Annotated in this window: 19 protein-coding genes; 11 read left to right on the top strand and 8 right to left on the bottom strand. The window is 73.2% G+C overall.

Features of this window, described 5'->3' with window-relative positions:
* Positions 1–20: 20 nt before the first annotated feature.
* Complete coding sequence (locus ACFV9H_RS22365) at positions 21–1,589, bottom strand: flavin monoamine oxidase family protein (RefSeq protein WP_385400917.1); 1,569 nt, start codon at positions 1,587–1,589, stop codon at positions 21–23.
* 226 nt (positions 1,590–1,815) lie between these two features.
* Between ACFV9H_RS22365 and ACFV9H_RS22360 the strand changes: the two genes are divergently transcribed.
* Entirely contained in the window at positions 1,816–2,346 is a 531-nt protein-coding gene (locus ACFV9H_RS22360; protein ID WP_385400914.1) for a hypothetical protein, read from the top strand.
* A gap of 89 nt (positions 2,347–2,435) precedes the next feature.
* Here the strand turns inward: ACFV9H_RS22360 and ACFV9H_RS22355 are convergent, their stop codons facing one another.
* A complete protein-coding gene (locus ACFV9H_RS22355) occupies positions 2,436–3,491 on the bottom strand; it encodes an aldo/keto reductase (protein ID WP_385400911.1) in 1,056 nt (351 codons plus the stop codon).
* A gap of 96 nt (positions 3,492–3,587) precedes the next feature.
* Here ACFV9H_RS22355 and ACFV9H_RS22350 point away from each other — a divergent pair, with 96 nt between their 5' ends.
* Positions 3,588–4,217 carry a TetR/AcrR family transcriptional regulator gene (locus ACFV9H_RS22350; RefSeq protein WP_385400909.1) on the top strand — a complete coding sequence of 210 codons (630 nt, stop codon included), beginning with the start codon at positions 3,588–3,590 and terminating at the stop codon, positions 4,215–4,217.
* Here ACFV9H_RS22350 and ACFV9H_RS22345 read toward each other — a convergent pair.
* Complete coding sequence (locus tag ACFV9H_RS22345; RefSeq protein WP_385400906.1) at positions 4,192–5,145, bottom strand: MASE1 domain-containing protein; 954 nt, start codon at positions 5,143–5,145, stop codon at positions 4,192–4,194. The two genes, ACFV9H_RS22350 and ACFV9H_RS22345, sit on opposite strands and share 26 nt — an antisense overlap.
* A gap of 54 nt (positions 5,146–5,199) precedes the next feature.
* On the bottom strand, positions 5,200–6,030 hold the full coding sequence (locus ACFV9H_RS22340) for a PP2C family protein-serine/threonine phosphatase (RefSeq protein ID WP_385400903.1): 831 nt from the start codon (positions 6,028–6,030) through the stop codon (positions 5,200–5,202).
* Positions 6,031–6,225: 195 nt separating this feature from the next.
* Between ACFV9H_RS22340 and ACFV9H_RS22335 the strand changes: the two genes are divergently transcribed.
* Complete coding sequence (locus ACFV9H_RS22335; protein ID WP_385400901.1) at positions 6,226–6,657, top strand: VOC family protein; 432 nt, start codon at positions 6,226–6,228, stop codon at positions 6,655–6,657.
* Here ACFV9H_RS22335 and ACFV9H_RS22330 read toward each other — a convergent pair.
* Together ACFV9H_RS22330 and ACFV9H_RS22325 are read right to left on the bottom strand one after the other, a co-directional pair.
* A complete protein-coding gene (locus ACFV9H_RS22330; protein WP_385400899.1) occupies positions 6,584–8,074 on the bottom strand; it encodes a sensor histidine kinase in 1,491 nt (496 codons plus the stop codon). The genes ACFV9H_RS22335 and ACFV9H_RS22330 overlap by 74 nt on opposite strands.
* Positions 8,067–8,744, bottom strand: coding sequence for a response regulator transcription factor (locus ACFV9H_RS22325; RefSeq protein ID WP_385400896.1), 678 nt, complete (start codon positions 8,742–8,744; stop codon positions 8,067–8,069). The genes ACFV9H_RS22330 and ACFV9H_RS22325 overlap by 8 nt, the downstream gene beginning before the upstream one ends.
* Before the next feature lie 137 nt (positions 8,745–8,881).
* On the opposite strand from ACFV9H_RS22325, the gene ACFV9H_RS22320 reads away from it, so the two are divergent.
* From ACFV9H_RS22320 to ACFV9H_RS22310, 3 genes are all read left to right on the top strand, one after another.
* On the top strand, positions 8,882–9,502 hold the full coding sequence (locus ACFV9H_RS22320) for a hypothetical protein (RefSeq protein WP_385400893.1): 621 nt from the start codon (positions 8,882–8,884) through the stop codon (positions 9,500–9,502).
* Positions 9,503–9,546: 44 nt separating this feature from the next.
* Positions 9,547–10,401, top strand: coding sequence for a hypothetical protein (locus ACFV9H_RS22315; RefSeq protein ID WP_385400891.1), 855 nt, complete (start codon positions 9,547–9,549; stop codon positions 10,399–10,401).
* A gap of 112 nt (positions 10,402–10,513) precedes the next feature.
* On the top strand, positions 10,514–11,134 hold the full coding sequence (locus tag ACFV9H_RS22310; RefSeq protein ID WP_385400889.1) for a dihydrofolate reductase family protein: 621 nt from the start codon (positions 10,514–10,516) through the stop codon (positions 11,132–11,134).
* Here ACFV9H_RS22310 and ACFV9H_RS22305 read toward each other — a convergent pair.
* Positions 11,131–12,366, bottom strand: coding sequence for an FAD-dependent monooxygenase (locus ACFV9H_RS22305; protein WP_385400887.1), 1,236 nt, complete (start codon positions 12,364–12,366; stop codon positions 11,131–11,133). The two genes, ACFV9H_RS22310 and ACFV9H_RS22305, sit on opposite strands and share 4 nt — an antisense overlap.
* A gap of 468 nt (positions 12,367–12,834) precedes the next feature.
* On the opposite strand from ACFV9H_RS22305, the gene fusA reads away from it, so the two are divergent.
* The 3 genes from fusA to ACFV9H_RS22290 all read left to right on the top strand — a co-directional run bounded on the left by fusA (position 12,835) and on the right by ACFV9H_RS22290 (position 16,425).
* A complete protein-coding gene (gene fusA / locus ACFV9H_RS22300; protein WP_385400884.1) occupies positions 12,835–14,889 on the top strand; it encodes an elongation factor G in 2,055 nt (684 codons plus the stop codon).
* A 110-nt stretch (positions 14,890–14,999) separates the two neighbouring features.
* Positions 15,000–15,542 (top strand): FABP family protein, encoded by a 543-nt coding sequence (locus tag ACFV9H_RS22295; protein WP_385401042.1) that lies wholly within the window; start codon positions 15,000–15,002, stop codon positions 15,540–15,542.
* Between the two features lie 100 nt (positions 15,543–15,642).
* Complete coding sequence (locus ACFV9H_RS22290) at positions 15,643–16,425, top strand: polysaccharide deacetylase family protein (protein WP_385400881.1); 783 nt, start codon at positions 15,643–15,645, stop codon at positions 16,423–16,425.
* On the opposite strand, the gene ACFV9H_RS22285 is transcribed toward ACFV9H_RS22290, so the two are convergent.
* Positions 16,403–17,434 (bottom strand): questin oxidase family protein, encoded by a 1,032-nt coding sequence (locus ACFV9H_RS22285; RefSeq protein WP_385400878.1) that lies wholly within the window; start codon positions 17,432–17,434, stop codon positions 16,403–16,405. The genes ACFV9H_RS22290 and ACFV9H_RS22285 overlap by 23 nt on opposite strands.
* A 163-nt stretch (positions 17,435–17,597) precedes the next feature.
* Here ACFV9H_RS22285 and ACFV9H_RS22280 point away from each other — a divergent pair, with 163 nt between their 5' ends.
* Together ACFV9H_RS22280 and ACFV9H_RS22275 are read left to right on the top strand one after the other, a co-directional pair.
* A complete protein-coding gene (locus ACFV9H_RS22280; RefSeq protein WP_385400876.1) occupies positions 17,598–21,110 on the top strand; it encodes an AAA family ATPase in 3,513 nt (1,170 codons plus the stop codon).
* A 470-nt stretch (positions 21,111–21,580) separates the two neighbouring features.
* Positions 21,581–23,650 (top strand): RICIN domain-containing protein, encoded by a 2,070-nt coding sequence (locus ACFV9H_RS22275; protein WP_385400873.1) that lies wholly within the window; start codon positions 21,581–21,583, stop codon positions 23,648–23,650.
* The last annotated feature ends 154 nt before the right edge of the window (positions 23,651–23,804 follow it).

Genomic DNA, 23,804 nt, shown 5'->3' with positions numbered 1-23,804 from the left:
CGTCACCCGGTCCGCCGCCGTTACCCGGTCCGACGGCGTAGCGCCGACACGTCGGCCAGGATCTCGTCCGCCGCCCGCTCCCCCGTCTCCACGGCTCCGTTGAGGAACCCCTGGAAGTCGACGGACGTGTGCTCGCCCGCGAAGTGGCAGTTCCCCTCCCTCTCGCGCTCGATGCCCGCGAACCGGGTGTACTGCCCCACCTTCCAGTACGAGTACGAGCCCTTCGTCCAGGGATGGCCCGGCCAGAAATCGATCGTCGCCCGGCCGTTCCACTGCGTGCTGATCCCGGGCAGGACCGGTTCGATCTGGCGGAGGAAGCGGCGCGCCCGGGTGTCGGACGTGCCGGTGGCGAAACTCGCCCCGATCGTGCCGCCCGTGTAGTCGACGAGGATGCCCGACCTCCCCGGCTGGGCGCGGCTCACGTCCCAGGTGCTCTGGTAGCCCCGGTCGGAGAACGTCTCGCCATTGGACCCGAGGAATTCCCAGTACCGTGTCGCGAACTGGAGGTGGAGCTTCGAGTTCGTGCCCATGCCCATTTCGGTGATCGCCGTCCGCTTCAGGTCGCGGAAGCCGGCCTGCGTGAAGTCGACCGACGAGCGGAGGATCGAGAACGGCAGCGCGAGTACGACCTTGTCGGCGGGCACGTCCGTCACCGTGAGCCCCTGCCTGAAGGTGAGGGTGTAGCCGGTGTCGGCGTTCAGCCTGATCGCCACGAGTTCGGAGCCGAGCCTGATCTGCCCGGGGAGGGCCGTGGCGAGGCGGGCCGGAATCTGATCGTTGCCCCCGGTCACGTGGTACTTCTCGTTCGAGGCACCGAAGATGCGCAGCCGCCCTTGGCCCCGGTAGCCGAGCAGGTACAGGAGGTTGAGCGCGCTCTGCCCGCTGCTGTCGGCTCCGTACTCGATGGTGTAGGCGACGTCCAGCAACTGCCCGAGCTTCGAGGTGATTCCGCCGGGGACGCTCTCGTTGATCCAGTCGACGATCGACATCCGGTCGAGCTGACGCCCCCGCGGCGTGCTGCTGTTGTAGAGCGTCGGATAGCCGGCCGCCACGACGTCCGCGTGCAGCTTCCGCCAGACCCGCCTCAAGTCGACGGACGCCTCGGCGAACGTGTAGGGGGCGCCGTCGAAATATCCGAGTGACTCCGTGCCGTTGCGCTCGGCGGCCAGGAGGTTGTCCAGGGTGAGCCGGAGCTCGCCGACGAGCCGCCGGATCGCCGTATGGCCCTGGTCGATCAGTTCTCCACCGCGTTCGGTGAGCTGCCCCTCCGCGAAGGCCCCGCGCAGGGTCCAGCAGCGGCCGCCCACCCGGTCCGATGCCTCGTGCACCTGCGCGGTGTGGCCGGCCTGCTTGAGCCGGTAGGCGGCGGTGAGGCCCGCGAGGCCCGCGCCGACGACCACGATCCGGGGGGCGGTCGCGGCGTTCGCCGCGCTCGCGGGCGCAGTCCACGGCCCCAGGGCGCTCGCGCCGGCGGCAGCGAGGCCGAGCAGCCCGGCATCACGGAGCAGCTGCCTGCGCGGCAGAGCCCGAGGATCGCCCAGTGCGGCGGCCAGGGTCTGGAGTGACTGCGCGAGCGGCGTGCGGGCCATGGGACACCCGATCTTCCTGGAGGCGGCGGCTCGCCTGAGCGATGGTTCGGCACGATCCTCCTGCGCCCGCGGCGGGATCCGACCGCACGACACCGCGGGTACCCGCACTGCCGCTCCAATGGCCGACGCCCTCCGACGTCCCCACGGGGTCGCCGGGCCGGCTCCGGAAACGGCCGCCGCAGCCTCCCGGGCGCGGCCGACAGCGCCCTGGGTTAGGTTGGCCGGCGTGACATCACGGGGGCGGCAGCATCGGTACGTGGGGCCGGCGGAGTTGCGAGGCCTTGTCCGGCCGGAGGCCGTGGGGCGAAGCATTCGCTCGGCCGCGGACTTGGACCTTTGGGTCTCGGCCGTGGCCGCGGCGGAACCGGCCGAGCCCTTCACGTTCGTCGTGGACTCGGCGGGTGTGCTGCGGCTCGCGCCGCGCCGGAGCGAGCACGTGGCGTGTGCCGGGGGTGGAACGGTTCTGGCTGCCGGGGAGATGGGCTTCCGTCAGGAGTCCGGGCGGTGGGTGGTCGCCGAGGTGAGCAACCAGTCGACCGGGTACTGCCCGGACGTCGCCTCGTGGGCGGCCGTCGCGGACGCTCTGGACGCGATCGGGATCGCGCGCCCTGCCGCCTTCACCCACGAAGTGGTGTTCCGGCGTTGTCCCGCCTGCCGTGAGCTGAACATCGTGCGCGACGAGGACTACGTGTGCGTCTTCTGCGGTGCGGGGCTGCCGGAGGAGTGGAACGTGGACGGCTTCGCGCACGGCGGGTGATGCCGCGGGCCTGGTGGCCGACGTGGTCGTGGCACCGGGTGGCCTCGGCGTGCCGGTCGACGCGGCCGGGCCCGCAGGCGGCCGCGCGGTCACAGCGCCGGGGTACCGGGCCGGACCAGGGGCGGGTTGAGCCGGGCGAAGCCCTCCTGGCGTTCGTACGGGAAGTACGGGTACGGGGCCGGCCTGTGGCTCGCGGCGTCGAGACGGGCGGTTTGTTCGGGGGTCAGGGTCCAGCCGATCGCGCCGATGTTCTGGCGGAGTTGGGCCTCGTCGCGGGCGCCGACGATGACGGAGGACACCGTGGGGCGGGCGAGGAGCCAGTTGAGGGCCACTTGGGGGATGCTCCGGCCGGTCTCCCGCGCGACCTCGTCGAGGGCGTCGACCACGTCGTAGAGGTGGCCCTCCTCGACGGGCGGGCCGTAGTCGGCCGTCCGGTGCAGGCGGCTCTGCGGCGGCAGCGGCCGGCCGCGGCGCAGTTTGCCCGTCAGGCGGCCCCAGCCCAGCGGGCTCCAGACCATGGCGCCGACGCCCTGGTCGTGGCCGAGGGGCATCAACTCCCATTCGTAGTCGCGGCCGATGAGGGAGTAGTAGACCTGGTGGGCCACGTACCGGGGGAAGCCCTGCTTCTCGGCGGCGGAGAGGGACTTCATCAGCTGCCAGCCCGCGAAGTTGGAGACGCCGACGTAGCGGATCTTCCCGGCCCGCACCAGCTGGTCGAGCGTGGAGAGAACTTCCTCGACCGGGGTGGCTGCGTCGAAGGCGTGCAGCTGGAAGAAGTCTATGTAGTCGGTGCCGAGCCGGCGCAGGGCGTCCTCCGTCGCCCTGATCAGACGTGAGCGGGAGGTACCGGAGTCACCGGGTCCGTCGCCCATCGGCAAGCCCGCCTTGGTGGACAGCAGGACCTCGTCGCGCCGACCCTTGACGGCCTGTCCCAGGACCTCCTCCGAGGCGCCGGCCGAGTACACGTCGGCGGTGTCGAACATCGTGATGCCGACCTCCAGGCAGATGTCCACGAGCCGGCGCGCCTCCTGCGCGTCCGTGGTGCCCCAGGCGCCGAACAGCGGACCCCGGCCGCCGAACGTGCCGGCGCCGAAGCTGAGGGCGGGGACCTTGAGGCCTGACGTGCCGAGTTGCCTGTATTCCATGATGGATCCCTCCAGCAAGCAGTAATGGAACCGTAGACCCGTTAAGCTGGGTTCAACGTAGCAGGAGATCCGCACTAATGGAACCGGAGTGCCGTTATGACGCCCAGTGATGCCGTCGAGCCGGGGACCGTACGCCCCGGGGGCCGGACCGCCCGGGTCCGGGCCGCGGTCCTGGAGGCGGCCGGGGACATGCTGGCCGAGCAGGGGTTCCACCAACTCGACCTGGCGGAGATCGCCCGCCGCGCCGAGGTGGGGAAGACGACCGTGTACCGCCGCTGGGGCACCGTCACCGGCCTGGTCGCCGATCTGCTGGCGGACATGGCCGAGCAGTCGCTGCCACGCGCCGAGACCGGCTCGTTCCTGGAGGACATGCGGGCCAACGCCGCCCTCGTACGGCGCACCCTGGCCGACCCCCGCCAGGGGGCGCTGTTCAAGGCCGTGATCGCCGCGGCCACCAGCGACGAGCGGACGGCGGAGGCACTGCACCGCTTCTACGAGGTCCGCGTGGCCGAGTGGGCGCCGTGCGTCCGGGAGGCCGTCGACCGGGGCGAACTGCCCGAGGGCACCGACGCCGCCGAGGTGATCCGCGCGGTGTCGGCCCCCCTCTACTACCGCTTGCTCACTTCCGAAGCCCCCTTGGACGAGGCAGCGGCGGAGCGGGCCGCGCGGGCGGCCGTCTCGGCGGCCCGCGCGGGGGTCTTCACCGGTCGGGTTTCCCGTGGCTGAGGTGGTCGACCAGTTCGGCGAGGTCCTCGCAGACCTGTTCGATCTTCAGGCGGACGTTGTTCTGCTCGGTGACGAGCGCCGACAGCAGCAGCCCGGTCAGGGCCGCCGCCCCGTTGAGGGCCTGGAGGTTGACCATGATCTCGAAGAGGGTGTGGCCGGCGAACGGTCCCTCACGGTCGATCGCCGACGAGATCGCCAGGACGGACACCAACAGCGCGCACGGCGCGCTCCCGGCCAGCTGGAAACGTACCGCCGCCCAGATGAGCAGCGGGAACACCAGAAACAGCAGGGAGAGGGAACTACGGGTGGCCACGAACGTGACGACCCCGGCCGCGGTCAGCAGCGCGGCCGCCTCGGCCACCCGGTAGGCGTCGTCGGGGAGCCTGACCGTGGGCAGGACGAGCAGCAGCGGGGTCACGATGAGCACGCCCATCGCGTCTCCGGCCCACCACGCCGACCACGTCGGCCAGAACTGTGCGAGCGGCAGGTCCCCGGAGAGCACCAGGGTCCAGGTCCCGGCGGTCGCGCTGATCAGCATGGGCAGGAGCCCGCCCAGGAAGACCAGCGCCAGTCCGTCGCGCAGCCGGTCCAGCTCGACGCGGAAGCCGACTCGACGGAGCAGCGCGTACGCGCACACCGGGGCGAGGGTGTTCCCGGCCACGATGCCCAGGCCTGACGCGTCGAAGGAACTGATGCTCTCGATGGCGAGGTACGTGCCGAGGGCGATCCCCGGCCAGACGCGGATGCCGAGCCAGAGCAGGCAGGCGACGGCGATGCCGGTGGGCGGCCACAGGGGCGTGACCATCGCGCCCTCGACGACCACGCGGTGGCGCAGGCCGAGCCGACCGCTCGCGTAGTAGGCGACGGCGACGGCGAGGATCGGCAGGAGGACTGCGGGAAAACGTCGCCATCGCTCGGTTCGCACCACAGCATCAGACAACAGTCCCCGTGTCCCGGCGGATCGTGACACGCGCTATCGGGGTCAGGGCCCGCCGCGCGACGGCTCGTCGTGGCTGAGGACGAGCACCGCCGCGTCATCGGCGTGGCCGGTGGAATCGGCCACCTTCATCACCTCGGCGGCGAGCTCGCCCGGATCGGCGCCCGCTCCTTCCCTGACGACGCGCACCACGCGCTCCAGCCCGACGTCGATCGGGAACGCCGGTCCCTCGACCACGCCGTCGGTGAGGAGGACGATCGAACCTGCCGTGGCGAGCCGGCGCCTGGTCACGGCGTATCCGCCGCCGGACAGCATGCCCAGGGGCAGACCGCCGGCATCCTCGGCGATGCCGTGCCGGCCGTCGACCGTGGCCCAGACGGCGGGGACGTGACCGGCCCGGGCGCTTTCGATCTCCCACGTCTCCGGATCGAAGCGGAGCAGGGTGCAGGTCGCGAAGAGCTCCCGGCCCATGGCGAGCAGCACCTCGTTGGCCCTGGTCAGCACCTCGCCCGGATCGTCGACCACGGAGGCCACGGCGCGCAGGCCGATACGGACCTGCCCCATGAAGGCCGCCGCCTCGACGTCGTGGCCCTGTACGTCGCCGATGGAGAACGCGAGGGCGCCGTCGGCCAGCCGGAAGCCGTCGTACCAGTCGCCTCCTATGTCCAGGCCGTGCCGGGCGGGCGCGTACCGGGCCGCGGCCCGCAGCCCCGGCATGACGGGCAGCGAGGCGGGGAGCAGCTCCCGCTGGAGGGCCTCGGCCAGCTCCACCCGGGCCTGCTGGAGCTCCACCCCTTCGCGGGTCTGGGCGGCGAGCCGCCGCAGGGTGCTCAGCAGCTCGGCGCTGGTCACCCGCGGTGCCCGCCGCGGGGTCATGGACCGCTCCGAGGTGCAGGTGCATCCATTCGTCTCTGCTTCCGCTGTGGGAAAACCCGCCCTTCATGGTATTTCCGCTCGGCCCGGCGCGCGCGTCCCGCGGAGGAGCCGGCGTTTCGGCGTGCGCGGGGACGGTCTGGTGGGCGAACGTGGGACGGGCGGCCGGACCTGCCGGCGTTCGTGAGGAGGCTCTCCGTGAACTGGACACTCGAAGTGGTCTTGGTGCCCGTCACCGACTTGGACCGGGCGAAGGAGTTCTACGCCGACAAGGTCGGCTTCACGGTCGATCTGGACGACGAGGTCGCTCCCGGCGTCCGGATCCTCCAGCTCACCCCGCCCGGCTCCCGGTGTTCCATCGCGATGCAGAAGGGCCTGCCGCCGGCCCCCGGCACGAAGACGGCGGCGCCGGGCGCCCTGCAAGGCCTCCAGCTCTGCGTCACGGACATCGAGGCGGCCCGCGCCGAGCTGGTGGCCCGGGGCGTGGACGTGTCGCCCGTGCGGCATCTCGGTCAGACGGGCTGGGAGGAGGGGAAGGGCGACACGTGGAACTCGTTCATGAACTTCGAGGATCCGGACGGGAACGGCTGGCTGGTGCAGCAGGCCCCTTCGGAGCTGTCCCAGCGCTGAGTGCCGCCGCGAGCGGCAGGCGCACGACCAGGCGGGCCCCGCTCGGGGAGTCCTCGGCACTGAGCGTGCCGCCGTGATGGGCGGTCAGGTCGCGGGCGATGGCCAGGCCCAGGCCCGCGCCGCCATGGTCGCGGCTGCGGGCGTCGTCGAGGCGGGTGAACCGCTCGAAGACCCGCTCGCGGTCCTCCACGGGAATGCCGGGCCCGTCGTCGGTGACCTCCAGCACGGCGGTGTCCGCACCGCCGCGCAGCTCGAGCCGGACCTCGCGGTCGGCGAAGCGCTGGGCGTTGTCGAGCAGGTTGGTGACGATCCGGGTGAGCCACAGTTCGCTGCCGGTCACCACCACGGACGGGGCCAACCGTGTCCGTACGGGGACGCGGTCGCCGAGGCGCGCGTCGACGGCGGCCCGGACGAGCGAGGTCAGGTCGAGCGGGACGGCCGCCACGGGCTGGGCCGCGTCGATGCGGGCGAGGAGGAGCAGGTCGGCGGCGAGTTGCTGGAGGCGCTCGATGTCCTGGAGCGCCCCGCCGATCAGCTCGGGCCACAGCTGCGGGTCGCGGACCGCGAGGGCGACTTCCAGCTGGGTGCGCAACACGGTGATGGGGCTGCGCAGTTCGTGCGAGGCGTCCGCGATGAACTGGCGTTGCCGGACGCCGGAGGCCTCCAGCCGGTCCAGGGTGCTGTTCATGGTCTGCGCGAGTCGGGCGACCTCGTCGCGGGTGGCCGGTACGGGGACCCGCCGGTGCAGGTCCCGGTCGGTGATGGCGGCCACCTCGGCGCGGATCGCCTCGACCGGTTCGAGGGCGCGGCCGGTGACCCGCCAGGTGACGAGGGCCACGGTGGCCAGGAGCAGCGGTACGCCGAAGGCGAGGGCGGCCGTGGTGATGTCGTCGGCGGCGTCCACGTCGCGCAGGGAGGTGCCGGCGTAGACGGTGAGGATGCCGTCCGGGGTGTCCGCGGTGACCTGGACGACCCGCTGGCGGTGCTCGTCACCGAGCGGCCGGACCTTCCAGGTGTGGACGCGCCGCCTGGACAGCAGGGGTTCGGCGGGGTGGATCGGCGGTACGCCGGCCAGGTTGGGGGTGGCCAGCAGGACCCGGCCGTCGGCGCCGACGACCTGGATGAAGTCCACGCCGTGGACGGGCGGCCGTACCCGGTCGAGGTTCCCGGCGGCCGCCAGCCGGGCGATGGTCTGGGCCTGCCGGCTCGCGTCCGTCTCGGCATTTCGGAGCAGATTGGTTTCGAGCAGCCCGAGGAGGACGTACGAGGCCAGGGTCAGGGCCGCCGCGACCACGGCGACGGCACCCGCGGTGGCCCGGGCGCGCACGGTCGTGGGCCACAGGCGGCGCACCCGGAGCGAGCGGCGGAGACGGCGGGCACCGGGGAAGCGGCGGCGCGGGACCGCGGGCTCAGCCACCGTCGGCCGCCAGCCGGTAGCCGGCGCCCCGTACGGTCTCCAGCGCGGCCCGGCCGAACGGGGCGTCGATCTTGCGGCGCACGGCGCTGATGTGGACCTCGACGACATTGGGATCGCCGTCGAAGGCGCTGTCCCAGACCTGTTCGAGTATCTCCCGCTTGGGTATCACCTCGCCGGGCCGCCGGGCGAGGTATTCCAGTACGGCGAACTCCCGTGCCGTCAGGCGGATCCGGGTGTCGCCGCGGGAGCAGAGGTGGCGGGCGGGGTCGAGCAGCAGGTCGCCGAAGCGCATGGTCTGCGGGCTCCGGCGGCCGGTGCGCCGGCCCAGCGCACGGAGGCGGGCGACGAGGACGAGGTAGGAGAACGGCTTCGAGAGGAAGTCGTCGGCGCCCGTGTCCAGGGCCTCGGCCTCGTCGTACTCGCCGTCCTTGGCGGTGAGCATGAGGATGCCGGACTCGTTGCCGGCCGCGCGGAGCCGGGCGCAGACCCGGTAGCCGTTGAGTCCGGGCAGCATGATGTCGAGCACGATGACGTCGTAGTCGTGCTCGGTGGCCATCCACAGCCCTTGCGGGCCGTCGTGGGCCAGGTCCACCGTGAAGCCCTCGGCCTGCAGTCCCCGCTGCAGGGCCACGGCGAGCCGCCGTTCGTCTTCCACCACCAGTACGCGCATGGCGCCCAGGGTCTCAGGCCGCGCGGCCGGCCGGCTGAAGGGGTCTTCAGGCGGCTTCAGGTGGGCTTCAGGTTTCCTCTCGCATGCTCGGGGCGAACAGCCGGGCGTGGTGCCCGGCGGTCACGAGGAGTACCCGTATGTCTGATTCTTTCCCTCCGCCGCCGGAGCAGCAGCCCGGGCAGCAGCCCGAGCCGTCCGAACAGCGCGAACAGCCGCCCGCGAAGACCGCGAGGACCGCCGGTCTCGTACGTCTCGTGCCCCGGAGCAGGGGCGCCCGCTGGGCGGCGCTCGGCGCGGCCGTGGTGCTCGTGGGGGCCGGGGCGTCCGTGCTGACCGCGGTGGCCGTGTCCGACCACCACGGCGACGGCCGGCCGGTCCGGTTCGAGGTGCGCGAGGGCGGGCCCGAAGGGCTGCGCAAGCTCGGGCCCGAAGGTCCGGGCAAGGTCGGGCCCGAGGGCCTGCGCAAGCACCGCGAGGGGCTGCCCGGCGGTCCGGGGGAACGCGGCGGTGAAGGCTCGAAGTCGCATCCCGGCTCGGCCCCCGCGCCGATTCCGTCGCTGGCCATCGGCGAGGCGGCCGAGAAGGCCGCGGCGGCGGTGACCGGCGGCAAGGTCGAGAGCCTGCGGGTGGTCGGCCAGCAGGGCGGCGGCAGCGCGTGGCTGGCGGTGGTGCTCGGTCCTGACGGCGTGCGGCACGCCGTCACGGTGTCCGGCACGGACGGGACGGTCACGGGCAACGTGACGCAGTCAGGACGGTGACGGGCCGGGGCGGTGGCCGCGCCGGGCTGAAGTAGCGTTCAGCCATGAGCATGCCCCCGCCGCCCCAGCAGTCCCCCGGCCCGTACGGGCCCCCGCAGCACCCGAGTCCGTACGGCGCCCAGCAGTACCCGCAGCAGCAGTACCCGCCCCAGCCGTTCCCACAGCAGCAGTACCCGCCGCAGTCGTATCCGCAGCAGCCCTACCCCGGCCAAGGCGCCTGGGGGCAGCCGCCGATGGGGCCGCCGCCGCGCAAGAGCCGTACCGGCACGGTGGTCTGGATCGTCGTGGGCTCGCTGGTCGGCCTCGGCGTCCTCGGGTTCGCGATCAACCGGCTCTCGGCGGCGGGAGCCGTGGCGAGCGGAGCCGGCTTCCCCGCGGCCGAGTACCGGCTCACGGTGCCGAAGACCCTCCTCGACGGCAAGTTCGAGCTGGCCCAGGACCTTTCGCAGACCGAGGGCAAGAAGGCGCTGAAGAACAGCTACGACCCGATGCTCCGCAATCCCGAGCCGGTGGTCGGCCAGTACAGCGCAGCCTCCGCGAAGGCGCCGGGCGTCCTGGTCTTCTCGGGGATGTACGGCCAGTTCAAGGACCCCGAAGGGGCCCGCCGGAAGATGCTGAAGGGCGCCGGGGACGCCGACGGCGCGACCATCGCGGTGCCCGCCCGGGACATCACTCCCCCCGGTTCCGACATCACCGTTTCGTGCCAGGTGCTGACCTCGAGGCAGGACGGTGCGACGGCCACCCTCCCGATGTGCGCGTGGGCGGACGCGAACACGGGGGCATCGGTCGCCGTGGTCACGCCGGAGACCTCGCAGCAGGCCCCCGGGTCCGTCGACCTCACCAAGGCGGCCCAGATCACCGTGAAGGTGCGCGCGGAGGCCCGCCAGCCGATCGGCTGACCGGGGATCGCCGCCGCTCGGCGTGCCGGACGCGCCGCCGACCAGTCAGGTCGGCGGCGGCATCTACTGGGAGCGTCAGGAAACACGACGGCTTCTGTGAGGACGGGCCGGCATGCGGAAGATCGCGGCGCAGTTTTTCATCTCGCTCGACGGCGTCGTGGAGGCGCCCGACCAGTGGCACTTCCCCTACTTCAACGAGGAGATGGGGGCGGCCGTCGACGCCACCCTCGGCACGGCCGACACCTTGCTCCTCGGCCGCAGGACCTACGACAGCTTCGCCGGGGCCTGGCCCGGGAGGGAGGCGGCGGGCGGTGAGGACGCCCCCTTAGCCAAGCTCCTCGGGGACGCCCGGAAGATCGTCGTGTCGAACCGGCCGCTCGAACCCGGCTGGCGCAACTCCGAGCGCATCGAGGGCGATCTCGCCGGGCCCGTCACGGCCCTCAAGAACGAGCCGGGCACCGGTCGCATCTGGATCAGCGGCTCGGTCTCCGTGGTGCGCCGGCTGCTGGCCGCGGGGCTGCTGGACGAGCTGAACCTGCTGGTCCACCCCATCGCCGTCCGCACGGGCCTGCGGCTCTTCGAGGAAGGCGGGGCGCCGATCCCGCTGAAGCTGCTCTCCTGCGAGACCTTCGAGACGGGTGTGCTGAACCTCTTCTACTCCCCCGCCACATCGGCCGGCCACGGCACCTACGACGACGCCAAGGCGCACCTGCCGCAGCACCAGCAGCACTAGGGCCTGTCCGGCTTCATGGCCTGGCCTCCGATGCCCGCGGCGCCCGCGAGCTGGCCCTGCCACCAGGATTCGGCCTCGCGCCGGCCCATCTTGGCCCAGTCGGGGGTCTGCTCCACCTGGGCGCGGCCGAGGCGGCGGGCCAGGGCGACCAGCTCCCGGCCGGCCGCGCCGCGCGCGGCCTGGTAGGCGTTCAGCAGTTCGTCCCAGGAGTCGGCGGCGCGCCAGGCGGACGCGAAGACGGCCGCGTCCTGCAGGGCCTTGGCCGCCCCGCTGGTGTTGTGCGGCCGTACGACGGTGGCGGCGTCACCGGCGAGGAGGATGCGTCCGGCGGTGGTCCGGGCGCTCTCCAAGTCGTAGATCGGCTGGACGAACGTGTCCTCCGGCGGGGTCAGGGCGATCAGGCGGGCCCAGTACGGAGGGAACTCCCGGGCGAGCAACTCGGCCAGTCCCGTGGCGAGTTCCGCCGTCAGCCGGCCCGGCGGGAAGCTCGTCGGGTCGTCGAGGCGCAGGGCGCCGCCCTGCGGGGGCACGGCGTACAGGACCCAGTTCACGCGGGTGCCGTCCGGCCCGAGGATGCGGTAGACGACGCAGCTCCCGCCGGGGAAGCACACCGTGGTCACGGCGTCGGACGGCCAGGCGTCCGCGCCGAGGTCGTCCAGCAGCCGGGCGTCGAAGTTTCCGCGCCAGCAGACGTATCCGGCGTAGTGCGGTCGCGATTCGGGGCAGACCGCGTCACGGACGACCGAGCGGTAGCCGTCGGCGCCGACGACAAGGTCATGACGTTCCGCGGCCCCTGCGACGGCCAGCGCCACCTCGGCCCCGCCGCCGGCCCCTGCACCGCCCCCGGCCACACCTGTCACCGTGACGCCCTGTCGGTAGACCACGGAGGCGGGTGTCGCCTCCCGTAGCCCGCGCCACAGCAGGCCCCAGTGGTACGAGTGGAAGGGGAACGGCTGTTCCCAGAAGAGCTTCCCGGCCGGCGCCGCGGCGTCCCGCACCACCCACCGGCGCCGGGTGAGCCGGTGCGTGGCGATCCCGGCGGGCAGCGTGCCCATGGCGGCGAGCTCGGCGGCTCGGTCGTCGTGGACGCACAGACCCACTCCCCGGTCGGCCATCCGTCCGCGGGTGCGTTCGTAGACGACCACCTGTTCCGCGCCTGCCCGCGCGGCCGCCGAGGCGAACGCGCAGCCCGCGATGCTCCCCCCGACCACTGCGACCGTTCCGCCTCGCATCCCCGCTCCTTCCGTCGTCCCGATGCTGATGCCGATGCTCTCCGGACGGGGCGGGGAACGCGAGGGATGGCCGAGTATGACGTCCGAACGGGTGCATCGGGCCGGGAATCGACCCGGAAATTCCCGTGCCCCGCGACTCGTTCGCTCACTACACTCGCCACACGCGCTGCCGACGGGGCCGCGCGCCGCCTCATGCCGAGTGAAGAGAAAGGGGAGCCGAGCCATGTGCGTTCACCGCACCGCCGCCTTCGCTCCCCGGTCCCGGTACGACGTGATCCCGGTGTCTCGGAGCGTGCGGTGCCGGCCGCGCGGCCGGCACCGTATGCCCGTGACGCACGACTGAGTTCGGCTCGGTCCACCTCAGTACGTCTGACATCGACCTGCCCGCACCGCCGTCCGGCCGGCGGGCGAGGTTCGCGTCCGGGAATCGCGCTGCCCTCTTCCTCGTCATTCGAAAGGCCTCGGGCCATGCGCACCACCCTCCTCACCGGCGTCCGCAATCTGGGCATCCTCGCCCACGTCGACGCCGGCAAGACCACCGTCACCGAACGCATCCTGTACGCCACCGGCGCCGTCCACAAACGCGGCGAGGTCCACGACGGCACGACCGTCACCGACTTCGACGCCCAGGAACGCGGCCGCGGCATCACCATCTTTGCCGCGGCCGTCAGCTGCTCCTGGGGCGGACACCGCGTCAACCTCATCGACACCCCCGGCCACGTCGACTTCGCCGACGAGGTCGAGCGCTCCCTGCGCGTGCTGGACGGGGCGGTCGCGGTGTTCGACGCCGTCGCCGGCGTGGAACCGCAGAGCGAGTCGGTGTGGCGGCAGGCCGACCGGTACGGAGTGCCGCGGATCGCGTTCGTGAACAAGCTGGACCGGGCGGGCGCCGACCTCGACACGGCCGTCGCCTCGATCCGGGACCGGCTGGGCACCGTTCCCCTGGTGGTCCAGCTGCCCGTCGGACGTGAGGACTCCTTCACGGGTGTCGTCGACCTGCTCGCGATGCGGGCGCTGCTCTGGAGTGCCGGCTCCGACGCGTACGAGGCCGGGCCGGTCCCCGAGTTCCTGCGCGAGGAGGCCGAGCGGCGCCGCCGGCTGCTGGAGGAGGCGGTGGCGGAGCTCCACGCGGAGGCGCTGGACGAGTTCTGCGCGACGTCGGCGCTGACCGAGCGGACCCTGGTCCGCGCCCTGCGGGAGCTGACGCTGAGCGGTGACGCCGTGGTGGTGCTGTGCGGTTCGGCGTACCGCAACCGGGGGATCGAGCCGCTGCTGGACGCCGTACTGGCGTACCTGCCCTCGCCGGCGGACATGCCGCCGGTGCGCGGGACGGTGGCGGGCGGCGCGGAGCAGGAGCGCGCCCCCGATCCGGCGGAGCCGTTCGCGGCCCTCGCCTTCAAGGTGACGGCCACGGCCACCGGTCGGCTCACCTACGTACGGGTCTACGCGGGCACGCTGCGCAAGGGCGAGTCCGTGCTGGATCCGGCGACGGGCCGCACCGAACGGGTCGGCCGGATCCTGCGGGTGCAGGCGGACCGGCACGAGGAGCGGGAGGAGGCGAGCGCGGGTGACATCGTCGCGGTGATCGGGCTGAAGGCGGCCCGGGCGGGCACGACCCTGTGCGCGCCGGGGGCGCCGCTGGTCCTGGAACCGCCGTCGGTGGCGGACCCGGTGGTGTCGGTGGCGGTCGAGGCCCGGCGCGGTACCGACACCGCGCGGCTGGCCTCGGCGCTGGCTCGGCTGGTCGAGGAGGACCCCTCGCTGGCGGTGCGGTCCGACCCGGAGACCGGACAGACGGTGCTGTCGGGGATGGGCGAGCTCCATCTGGAGGTCGCGGTGGAGAAGGTCCGCCGCGGTCACGGGGTGGAGATCGAGGTGGGCCGACCGCAGGTCTCGTACCGGGAGACCGTCGTGCGCGGGGTGACCGGCCTGGTCCACCGGCACGTCAAACAGGACGGTGGCGCGGGACAGTTCGCGCACGTCGTCCTCGATGTCGAGCCGCTGGACGGGGCGGTCTTCGAGTTCCGGTCGACGGTCGTCGGCGGGCGCGTGCCGCAGGAGTACGCGCGTGCCGTGGAAGCCGGCTGCCGGGACGCCCTCGCCGAGGGACCGCTGGGCGGGTACCCGGTGACGGGCCTGCGGGTCACGCTCACTGACGGGGCGACCCACTCCAAGGACTCCTCGGAGTTGGCGTTCCGCACGGCGGGCCGGTTCGGCCTGCGCGAGGCGCTGCGCGCGAGCACCCTGGAGCTGCTGGAGCCGGTCGTGGAGGTGACGGTGAGCGTGCCCGAGGACGCCGTCGGTGGCGTGCTGGGTGATCTCGCGGCGCGCCGGGGCCGGGTGTCGGGCTCCACCGCCGGAGCCGGTGCCGCCGTGGTCACGGCGGTCGTGCCGCTGGCCGAGCTCTTCGGCTACGCGTCCCGGTTGCGCGGCCGGACCCAGGGCCGGGGCACCTTCACCACCCGGCCGGCCGGTCTGGCACCGGTTCCGGCCTCGGTCGCCGGGGTCGTACCGACCCGGTAGCCGGCGGTACCCGCCCGTCCGACCCGCCCGTCCCGCTCCCCGGGACGGGCGGGCCCGGTCCAGGCCCTAGGCTGCGGAGCTCGGGATCTTCGTACACAGGCAAGGTGAACATGTTCGAGTCGGCGCAGGACAATCCGTACCCTGACACCCACGTCCTCGGCGAGGGGCCCGAGCCGCACCCGCTGCTGAAGCCCGTACTGTCCTTGATCGGGCGCTGGCACGGCCGGGGCGAGGGCCAGTACCCGACGCTGGAGAACGACTTCCGGTACGAGCAGGAGATCACCTTCAGCCACGACGGCCGGCCCTTCCTGCGCTACGAGGCACGCGCGTGGCTGATCGACGGGTCCGGGGCGCCCGTGCGCCCGGCGGGGCGCGAGGCGGGATGGTGGCGGGTGACGCCCGACGCGACCCTGGAAGTCGTACTCGCCCACCCGACCGGCATCGTCGAGACGTACGTCGGGCGGGTGACCGACACGGAGATCGAGATCGAGACGAAGGACGTGGCGCTGACCCCGCTGGCCAAGGAGGTCACCGGGACGCGGCGCCACTACGCCCTGGGTGAAGAGGAGATGACGGTCACCCACGACATGGCGGCGGTGGGGCAGCCCCTCCAGCACCACCTGACCACCCGGCTGCGCCGGATGCCCGTCTGACATCACCCGGGTGCCCGGCACGGTCTGCCGGGCACCGCGCTCCGCCTCTTCCATAGTCGTCGCAGGCCGTCACCCGGCGGCCGCGGTGGAGGGAGTGACCATGGTGGATCCGGTACGACGCGCCGCGGTGGCGGCGCTTTCTCTGGTGGCCGCGGGGCTCGCCCCGTGGTCGGTCGCGTCGGCATCGGGCCGAACAGCGCCGCGCGCAGGAGCGGTGCCCGGCGGTCCGCGGCCGCCGGCGGAGCTGCTCGGCAGTGAGATTCGCCGGCTCCCCACGTCCCGCAAGGTCGTGGCGCTCACCTTCAACGCCGCCTGGGACGAGAGCGGGGTTGACACCGTCCTCGGCGAGCTGCGCCGCCGGAAGCTGGCCGCGACCTTCTTCCCGACCGGGGAGTTCGCCGAGGCCCACCCCGCCGCGGTGCGCGCCATGGGCGCCGCCCACGGCCTCGGGAACCATTCCCACAGTCACCCCTACTTCGACGACCTGAGCACGGCGGAGCGGGCGCAGGAGGTGCGGCGCGCCGACGCGGCGATCCGCGCGGCGTCCGGGGTGGAGCCCCTGCCGTTCTTCCGGTTCCCGTACAGTGCCACCTCCGAGGAGTCCGTCGCCGACGTCAACGAGCTCGGGTACGCGGCGATCGAGTTCACCACCGACACCAACGGCTACCTCGGCCCGGAGGGCGGCATGAGCGTGGACGAGGCGGTCGAGCGGGCCGTCGACGCGCTCGCTCCCGGCGCGATCCTCCAGATGCACGTGGGCAGTACGGGCGACGGGGTCGTCATCGACGCGCAGGCCCTCCCCCGGATCATCGACGCGGTCCAGGACGAGGGCTACGAGGTCATCGACCTGCGCGGACTCCTCAGCCCCGCAGGGGTTCGCTGAGTTCGGCCGAGCGGAGGGCTGCGGCGAGCGCCTGTTCGTCGCCGACGTCGAGCGCGGTGTCGGTCAGTTTGATCACGTGCTCGTCGCCGTGGGCGAGGGCGCGTTCCATGACGTCCTCCGCCGTGAGGCGAGAACCGGGGCGCGCGTACGCGGCCGGCTCGGCCGGGGCGTACATCGCCGTCACCGCCGCGGAGGCCGTCCATGCCGCGTGCAGGCTCGCCGCCCACTGGCCGCGCGGGAGGGCCGGGAGGGTGCGCAGCACGGCGTTGGGGGCCGTCGCCGCGTGGACCATCATCGTCGCGTTGCCGTGGCCGTGCGTGGCGTAGCGGTGCGTCGCGGCGCGCACCAGCTCGGTGAGTCGCAGCTGTGCCTCGTCCGGGTCGGTCGCCCCGGGCTGCCAGGCGGGCAGGCGGTCGACGCGGGCCAGCCGGGCGGGGAAGCCGCCGCTGAGGTCGGCGATGGGCGGCACGGAGTCGAGGGCCTCGTGAGCGCCGGCGCCCGCCGCGACGACCAGCGGGGTGATGCCGGTGACCGGCTGGTGCCGGGCGGCCCAATAGCCCAGCCCGTGGGCGAGTTCGGTCAGGCGCGGTGCGTTCTCGCCGTTCAGGGTGAGCGTGCGGACGGCGTGCCCGACCCGGATGACGGGGTGGGTGGAGCCGCCGTACATTCCGGGCAGCAGTCGCGGCCACCAGGTGGCGAGCAGGTCCCGCCAGGGGTGGTCGGCGATCTCCCGGGTGAAGTACGCGATCCAGTCGGCGGCACGGCGCGGATCGCCGAGCGCCTGGGGCCAGTTGGCCCCGGTGACGGGGGCGAAGGGGGCGGGGAATTCCTCCAGGTGCCCCGCGTACAGGTCGAGCCAGCGGTGCACGGCGGCCGACCGGCCGTGCGAGGCGAGGGCTTCGACCACCATGGGGGCGTGGTTGGTGAGGCGGCCGAGGCGCTCCGGTCCCGATGTGTGCAGCCGTTCCAGGGCTTCGTCGAGCGCGCCGCTCGCGTGGTCCGTGTCCATGCGTGCACGCTACGCGCGGTCGGGCGGACGCGCATCGGACCCGGGAACCAGGTCCGGGGTGCGCGGGACACCGCAGGTCCTAGGACCGAAGTCCGAGGCCGGGGGCCTGACTTGTCGGCACCCGCTGCGGAGGTGGGGCCGGGCGGCCGGTTAGGTTGTCGGAGTGGATCGACGGCCTCTCAAACTGATACTCGATGTCCTGCTCGTCCTCGTCGGGGCGCTGCTGGCCATCGCGACGAACTACGCGACCAGCGCGGACGGCCACGTCCCGCTTCCGCTCCGACTGTTGCGTACGTGGTCGATCCCGCTGATCGGCGTCGGCGTACTGGCCCTGATCGCCGGTCAGGTCTGGCTGCACTACCTCGACCGGCCCGTGGCCGTCCGGCGGGTGTGGGATTCCGATCAGCCTCCTTTTCCCGGGCTCGAAGCCTTCACCGAGGCCGACGCGGCCGTCTTCTTCGGCCGTGACCGCGAGGTCTCCGAGCTGGTCGGCCGGCTGCACCCGGCGGTGCCCGGGCGGGCGGCGCGGTGCGTCACCGTCGTCGGGCCGTCCGGCAGCGGCAAGTCCTCGCTCGTACGGGCCGGACTGCTGCCGGCGCTGGCCCGGCGGCGCAGGCGGTGGGCGGTCGCCGAGCCGTTCTCGCCGGGCACGGACCCGGTCGGGGCGCTGCGTCGGAGGTTGGATCAACTGCCTGACGCACGGCCCGCGTTGCTCGTGGTCGACCAGCTGGAGGAGCTGCTCACCCTGTCCGGCCCCGAGGAGCGGGCCGGCTTCCTGACGGCGCTGCGCACGGCCCTGCGCGAGGACCCGCAGCTGTGGGTGGTCGCCACCCTGCGTTCGGACTTCCTCACCGGCTTCCTCGAGAGCGGGCTCGCCGAGCTGGTCCGGGACACCATGACGATCGGGGCGCTCGGCCGTGAGGAGCTGTACGAGGTCATCGAGCGGCCCGCCGAGCAGGCCGGCCTCACCTTCGCGCCCGGGGTCGTGGCCCGCATGGTCGACGACTGCGGGGGCGGCGACGCGCTTCCGCTGCTCGCGTACACCCTCCAGGAGCTGTACCTGCGGGCCGGCGGCTCCGGCGGGACGGTGACCGACGAGACCTACCGCGCCCTCGGCGGTGTGCCCGGAGCCCTGTCCGACCGGGCGGACCGGATCACGGCCGAGCTGGGCGCGCAGGCGCCCGTCATCCCCACGCTGCTGCGGTTCGTGACGGTCGACCGGGGCGAGCCCACCCGGCGGCGCGTTCCGCGCGCCGATCTGGAACCGGCGCAGCGGGAGGTCGCCGACGCCTTCGTGGCCGGCCGGCTCCTGACGGGCGACGACGGCACGCTGGACGTGGCACACGAGGCCCTCTTCCGGCGCTGGCCGCCGCTGAGCCAGGCGGTCGCCGCGCGCGCCGACGAGCTGCACCGGCGTACCGAGCTGGAGCGGTGGGCCCAGGACTGGGAGCACGCCGGCCGGCCGGACGCGTATCTGCTGGCCGGGGAGCGGCTGGCGGCGGCCCGGCAGTGGATGGACGGTTCCGCCCGGGTGTTGGGCGCGGCGCCGCTGGTCGTGGAGTTCGTGGACATCTCGGCGCGGGCGGACCGGGCGACGATGGCGCGCGCGGCGGACGCGGTGGCCGTCCGCCTGCTCGAAAGCGCCGACCTCAGGCCGGAGTTGGCGATGGCGGCCGGGCTCGCGGCGGCCGAGGAGTGCGGGCTCACGCCGGCCCTTGGCCAGGCGCTGCGCACCGCCCTGGACTCCTCCCGGCTGCGGGGCGTCCACCGGGGCTTCCGCGCCGCCGTGACGGGCACGGCCTGGTCGCCCGACGGCAGGTGGCTGGCGGCCTGTTCGCGCGAGGGCGGCCTGCGGGTGTGGCCCGCGGCGGATACCGAGGCCGACTTCGCAGCGGAGCCCGCCGTGCACCTGGCAGGGGGCGGTCGACTCGATGCCCTGGCCTGGTCGCCGGACGGAAGCCGGATCGCCTGCGGCGCCAAGGAGGGGACGGTGGCCATCTGGGACACCGGGACCTGGACGCGGCTCGCCGTGCTGCGGCACACGGTGCGGCCCGAGGGGCGCGACGAGGGCGTCACCGCGGTCGCTTGGGCACCGGATGGGAGCCGCCTCGTTTCCGCGGGCAGCGACCGCGTCCTGCGCGTCTGGGACACCGGTCCCGCCTCCTCCCACTCCGAGGTCCGCACGCTTCAGGGGCACACGCACACGGTGTGGAGCGTGGCCTGGTCCCCCGACGGCGAGCGGATCGCCAGCGCGGGCGAAGGGGCGGAGGTACGGATCTGGGAGGCGGCCGGCGGGGAGGCCCTGCGCGTGCTGCGGACCCATCAGGACACGGTCGAGTGCGTCCGCTGGTCGCCCGACGGGAGCATGCTCGCCTCCGCCTCCAAGGACCGCACGGTACGGATCTGGTCCACCGATTCCTGGAGGGTACGGCAGCTGCTGGAGAGCATGGACGGCCTCAACTGCCTGGCCTGGTCGCCGGACGGGCGACGGCTGGCCGCGGGTGACGAGGATCGCGGCGTGCGCGTCTGGCAGTTGGCCGAGGAGCCGGAAGGGGCGGCCGCGGAGGCCGGGCTCTGGCTGAGCGGCCACACCGACACCGTGTACGACGTCGCCTGGTCGCCGGACGGGTCCCGGCTGGCCAGCGCCTCCCGCGACCGCGTCCTCGCCGTCTGGGACGCCGGCGAACGGACCAACAGCCTGCACGGGCACGAGGGTTCGGTGTGGCATGCCGCCTGGTCCCCGAACGGGGAGCGGATAGCCAGCGCCTCCCAGGACGGCACCGTACGCCTGTGGGACGCGCGCTCCGGCCGGCCCGACGGCGTGCTGCACCCCGGGGCCGAGGTGTCGGACGTCGCCTGGTCGCCCGACGGCACCCGGGTGGCGGCGTCCCTGCGCGACGGCGAGGCCATGGTGTGGCACCCCGGGCGCGAGGACTCCCGTACGCGCCTTCTCGGGCACCGGGACGAGCTGTCCGACGTCTCGTGGTCGCCGGACGGCACGCGGGTGGCCACCGCCTCGCGCGACAGCACCGTGCGGATCTGGGACGCGGCCACGGGCGCCACCTTGCACGTCCTGGAGTCCGGGCGGCGCGTGCGCGGCCAGGACGACTGGCTCACCGGGACGGCCTGGTCTCCGGACGGCCGGTTTCTCGCCACGTCCGGCACCGGGCGGACGATCGTCGTGTGGGACACGGGCACGGGCGCGGCGGTCACCGTGCTGACCGGCCACGCGGACCACGCCTGGAAGATCGACTGGTCGCCGGACGGCAGCCGCCTCGTCACCGGTTCCCGCGACCGTACGCTGCGCCTCTGGGACCCTCACGTCGGCACCGAACTCGCCATCATGACCGGTCATGAGGATCGGGTCCAAGGCGTGGCCTGGTCCCCGGACGGCACTCGGATCGCCTCCGCCTCCCGGGACCGTACGCTCCGGCTCTGGGACCCGGACACTGCCACGCAGCTCGCGGTCGTCGGCGTCGGCGGCGACTGGCTCAACAGCCTGGACTGGCACCCGGACGGCTCCCGCCTCGCGACCGCCTCACGCGACCGCACGGTACGGATCTGGGACGTGACCGCGACGGACCCGGAGGCCCTGCTGCGCCGTGTCCGCTCCCGGCTGCTGCGCGAGTTGACCTCGGATGAGCGGCGCGCGTTCCTCCTCCCGGGCGAGGGGTGATCGCCCCCTTCGGGCCGTAGGCAGCGCATCGGCCGAGGGCGAAGCCGCCGCCGTCCCGTCGGGTCGGCCACGGCACCCGTACGCCTTGTCGCGCGCCTTCAACCGGGAGTTCGGTCGACCCCGGGGCGGTAGCCGGCCCGTTCGGGCCGACCGGACTCCAAGGTTCCTCACGGGTCGTGACGGAGGGAATTCGACAGGTAGTAATTGGATGAATCCCTGACTGAATTCCCGTCAACAAGCAAACCGGCTCTATCTCGGTTTGATAACGAATCCTTCGAGAAGGCCTGGACCAATCGAATGCGACGCGCGTAACTCCCCTTGTTTTCTTGCAAGTTGATTGTTCGTCAAATCTGAGTGACAGGTAACGGAACGATTTCCTGAGCCGCCCTCACCTTTGTCCGAATTCTCCGGAGCATTCGTCTGGCAGGCTTCCGCGCACCCAGTCATCCGACCAACGACTTGAGGTGCCCATGACAGGACGACGCAGACGACGCGAACACCGCCGCAAACCCCGGCGGTTGATACTCCTCACCGCCGCCATGGCCGCGGCGGCGGTGATCACCACAGGCATCGCCTACTCCGGGATCGGCGACGGCGCCGAAGCCGCCGCCCCCGCGCAGGCCGGTACGGACACGGCCGTGATGGCCGCCGAGCCGGCCCGGGACCAGGAGCCGGCCCCCCTCGCGGGCGCTCCCGCCAACGAGAACGCCCGCGGCATGATCTACGACGGCCTCCAGGCCGCCCCGAAGGGCGACCGGTGCGTGGGCGTGTTCCGCACCGAAGGCGGTCTGTGCACGCACGGCCCCGACGCCCCGCCCCAGGGCGTCGACATCACGAAGGACATCCCGCCCGCCGTCAAGCAGACGGCCGCGGCCGCCGATCCGGCCCACCCCGCCGTCGAAGACCCGGCCACCACCGAAGGCGGCGGGCGTCCTCAGGACGCGCCCGCCGCCGCCGACGCCGGCTCCGCCAAGGACAAGGCCGACGCGCCCGCCGCCCCGGCGGGCGGTCAGAGCGTCGCCGCCGGCCCCGCGGGCCAGACCGTCCAGTGCGACGGCGACGGCAGTACCGGCAACCGCGTCCAGGTCGTGTACGTCCACGCTCCCGGTCGCGACCGGTACGCCGAGTACGTCGCCTCGTTCCGCAAGTGGGCGGCCGACGCCGACCTCATCTACGCGGCGAGCGCCCAGGAGACCGGCGGCGTACGCCACATCCGCTACGTGACGGCCGCCGACTGCACCCCGACCGTGCTCAACATCGAGCTCCCGGCCTCGGCGCTGGCCGAGTTCAGCGCGACGAACTCCGCGCTCGCCGGCAAGGGCCTCGATCGCCGGGACCGCAAGTACATGATCTTCGCCGACACCCAGGTGTACTGCGGCATCGGCACCTTCAACGGCGACGAGCGTCCCGGGCAGGCCAACCAGAGCAACTTCGGGCCCTCCTACGGGCGTACGGACTCCGGCTGCTGGGGCGGTCACACCGCCGCGCACGAACTCGGCCACAACCTGGGCGCGGTCAACAACAGCGCCCCGAACACCAGCCGGGGCGCGCACTGCACCGACGAGTTCGACGTGATGTGCTACTCGGACACCCCGTACTACCCGCAGATGCGCAACGTCTGCACCAACCAGGCGTCGGAGAACATCCTCGACTGCAACCACGACGACTACTTCCACACCAGCCCCAAGGCCGGGAGCTACCTGGCCACGCACTGGAACATCGCCGACAACCAGTTCCTGATGCGCTCGAAGGGCGGTGGCGGAGGCGGCACCGACCCCAACCCGACGCCGACCCCGACCCCGACCCAGAAGCCGACGGCGAGCCCGACCAAGCCGCCCACCGGTGGCCCCTCGGTGACCGCCGGCCAGATCCGGTCCGACTCCGTCGTGGTCAGCTGGCCCAAGGTCGAGGGCGCCGCCTGGTACCAGGTGCTGCTCAACGGCAAGCACCTGACGTGGGTCCAGTCCCAGTCGCTGCGCATCTACAACCTCCGCCCCGACACCGCGTACAAGATCGCCGTCTCCGTCCGCGACGGCTCGGGCCGTGACAGCGGGCCGGGCAAGGCCACGTCGTTCCGTACGACGGCGGGCACGGGCGGCGGCGGCGCGACCACCACCCCCGGTACCAAGTACACGCTCGGCAACGGCAGCACCGGCATGGCCGCCGAGCTGTGGGGCGGCCGCACCGCCGACGGCACGGTCCTCGTCGGGGGCCGCGCCAACGGGTACGCGCAGCAGCAGTGGTACTTCGACGACGCGGGCGGCGGGCAGGTCCGCATCCGGTCCGCGGTCTCCGGCAAGTGCCTCCAGCCGGGCGGCGCCCCCGCGGCGGGCATGTGGATCGCGCAGGAGCCGTGCGGCGGGAGCGCCGCACAGGCCTGGCGGGTCACGTCGAAGGCGGGCGCGGTGACGGTCACCGACCCGAGCGGCGGGTTCGCCCTCACCGTGAGCAGCCGCCCCTACTACGGGTACTGGCTGCTCGACCTCCAGCGCGCGGACGGTCGTCCGACGCAGGTCTGGACCCTCCAGAAGGCCGGCTGACGGCCCTGAGGCCCGACCGACCGGTGCCGTGAATCCACCCGGCGGGCGGGCCCCCCCCCCCGCCGCCCCGCCCCCCGCCCCCCCCCACCCACCGCGCCCCCCCCCAAGAAGCCCCGAAAAAAAAATTTTAAAAAACGAAAAGGCCCCCCACGCC

This window comes from Streptomyces sp. NPDC059874, assembly GCF_042731135.1.
GTDB lineage: Bacteria > Actinomycetota > Actinomycetes > Streptomycetales > Streptomycetaceae > Streptomyces.
This window is presented reverse-complemented; position numbering and strand designations above follow the sequence as displayed.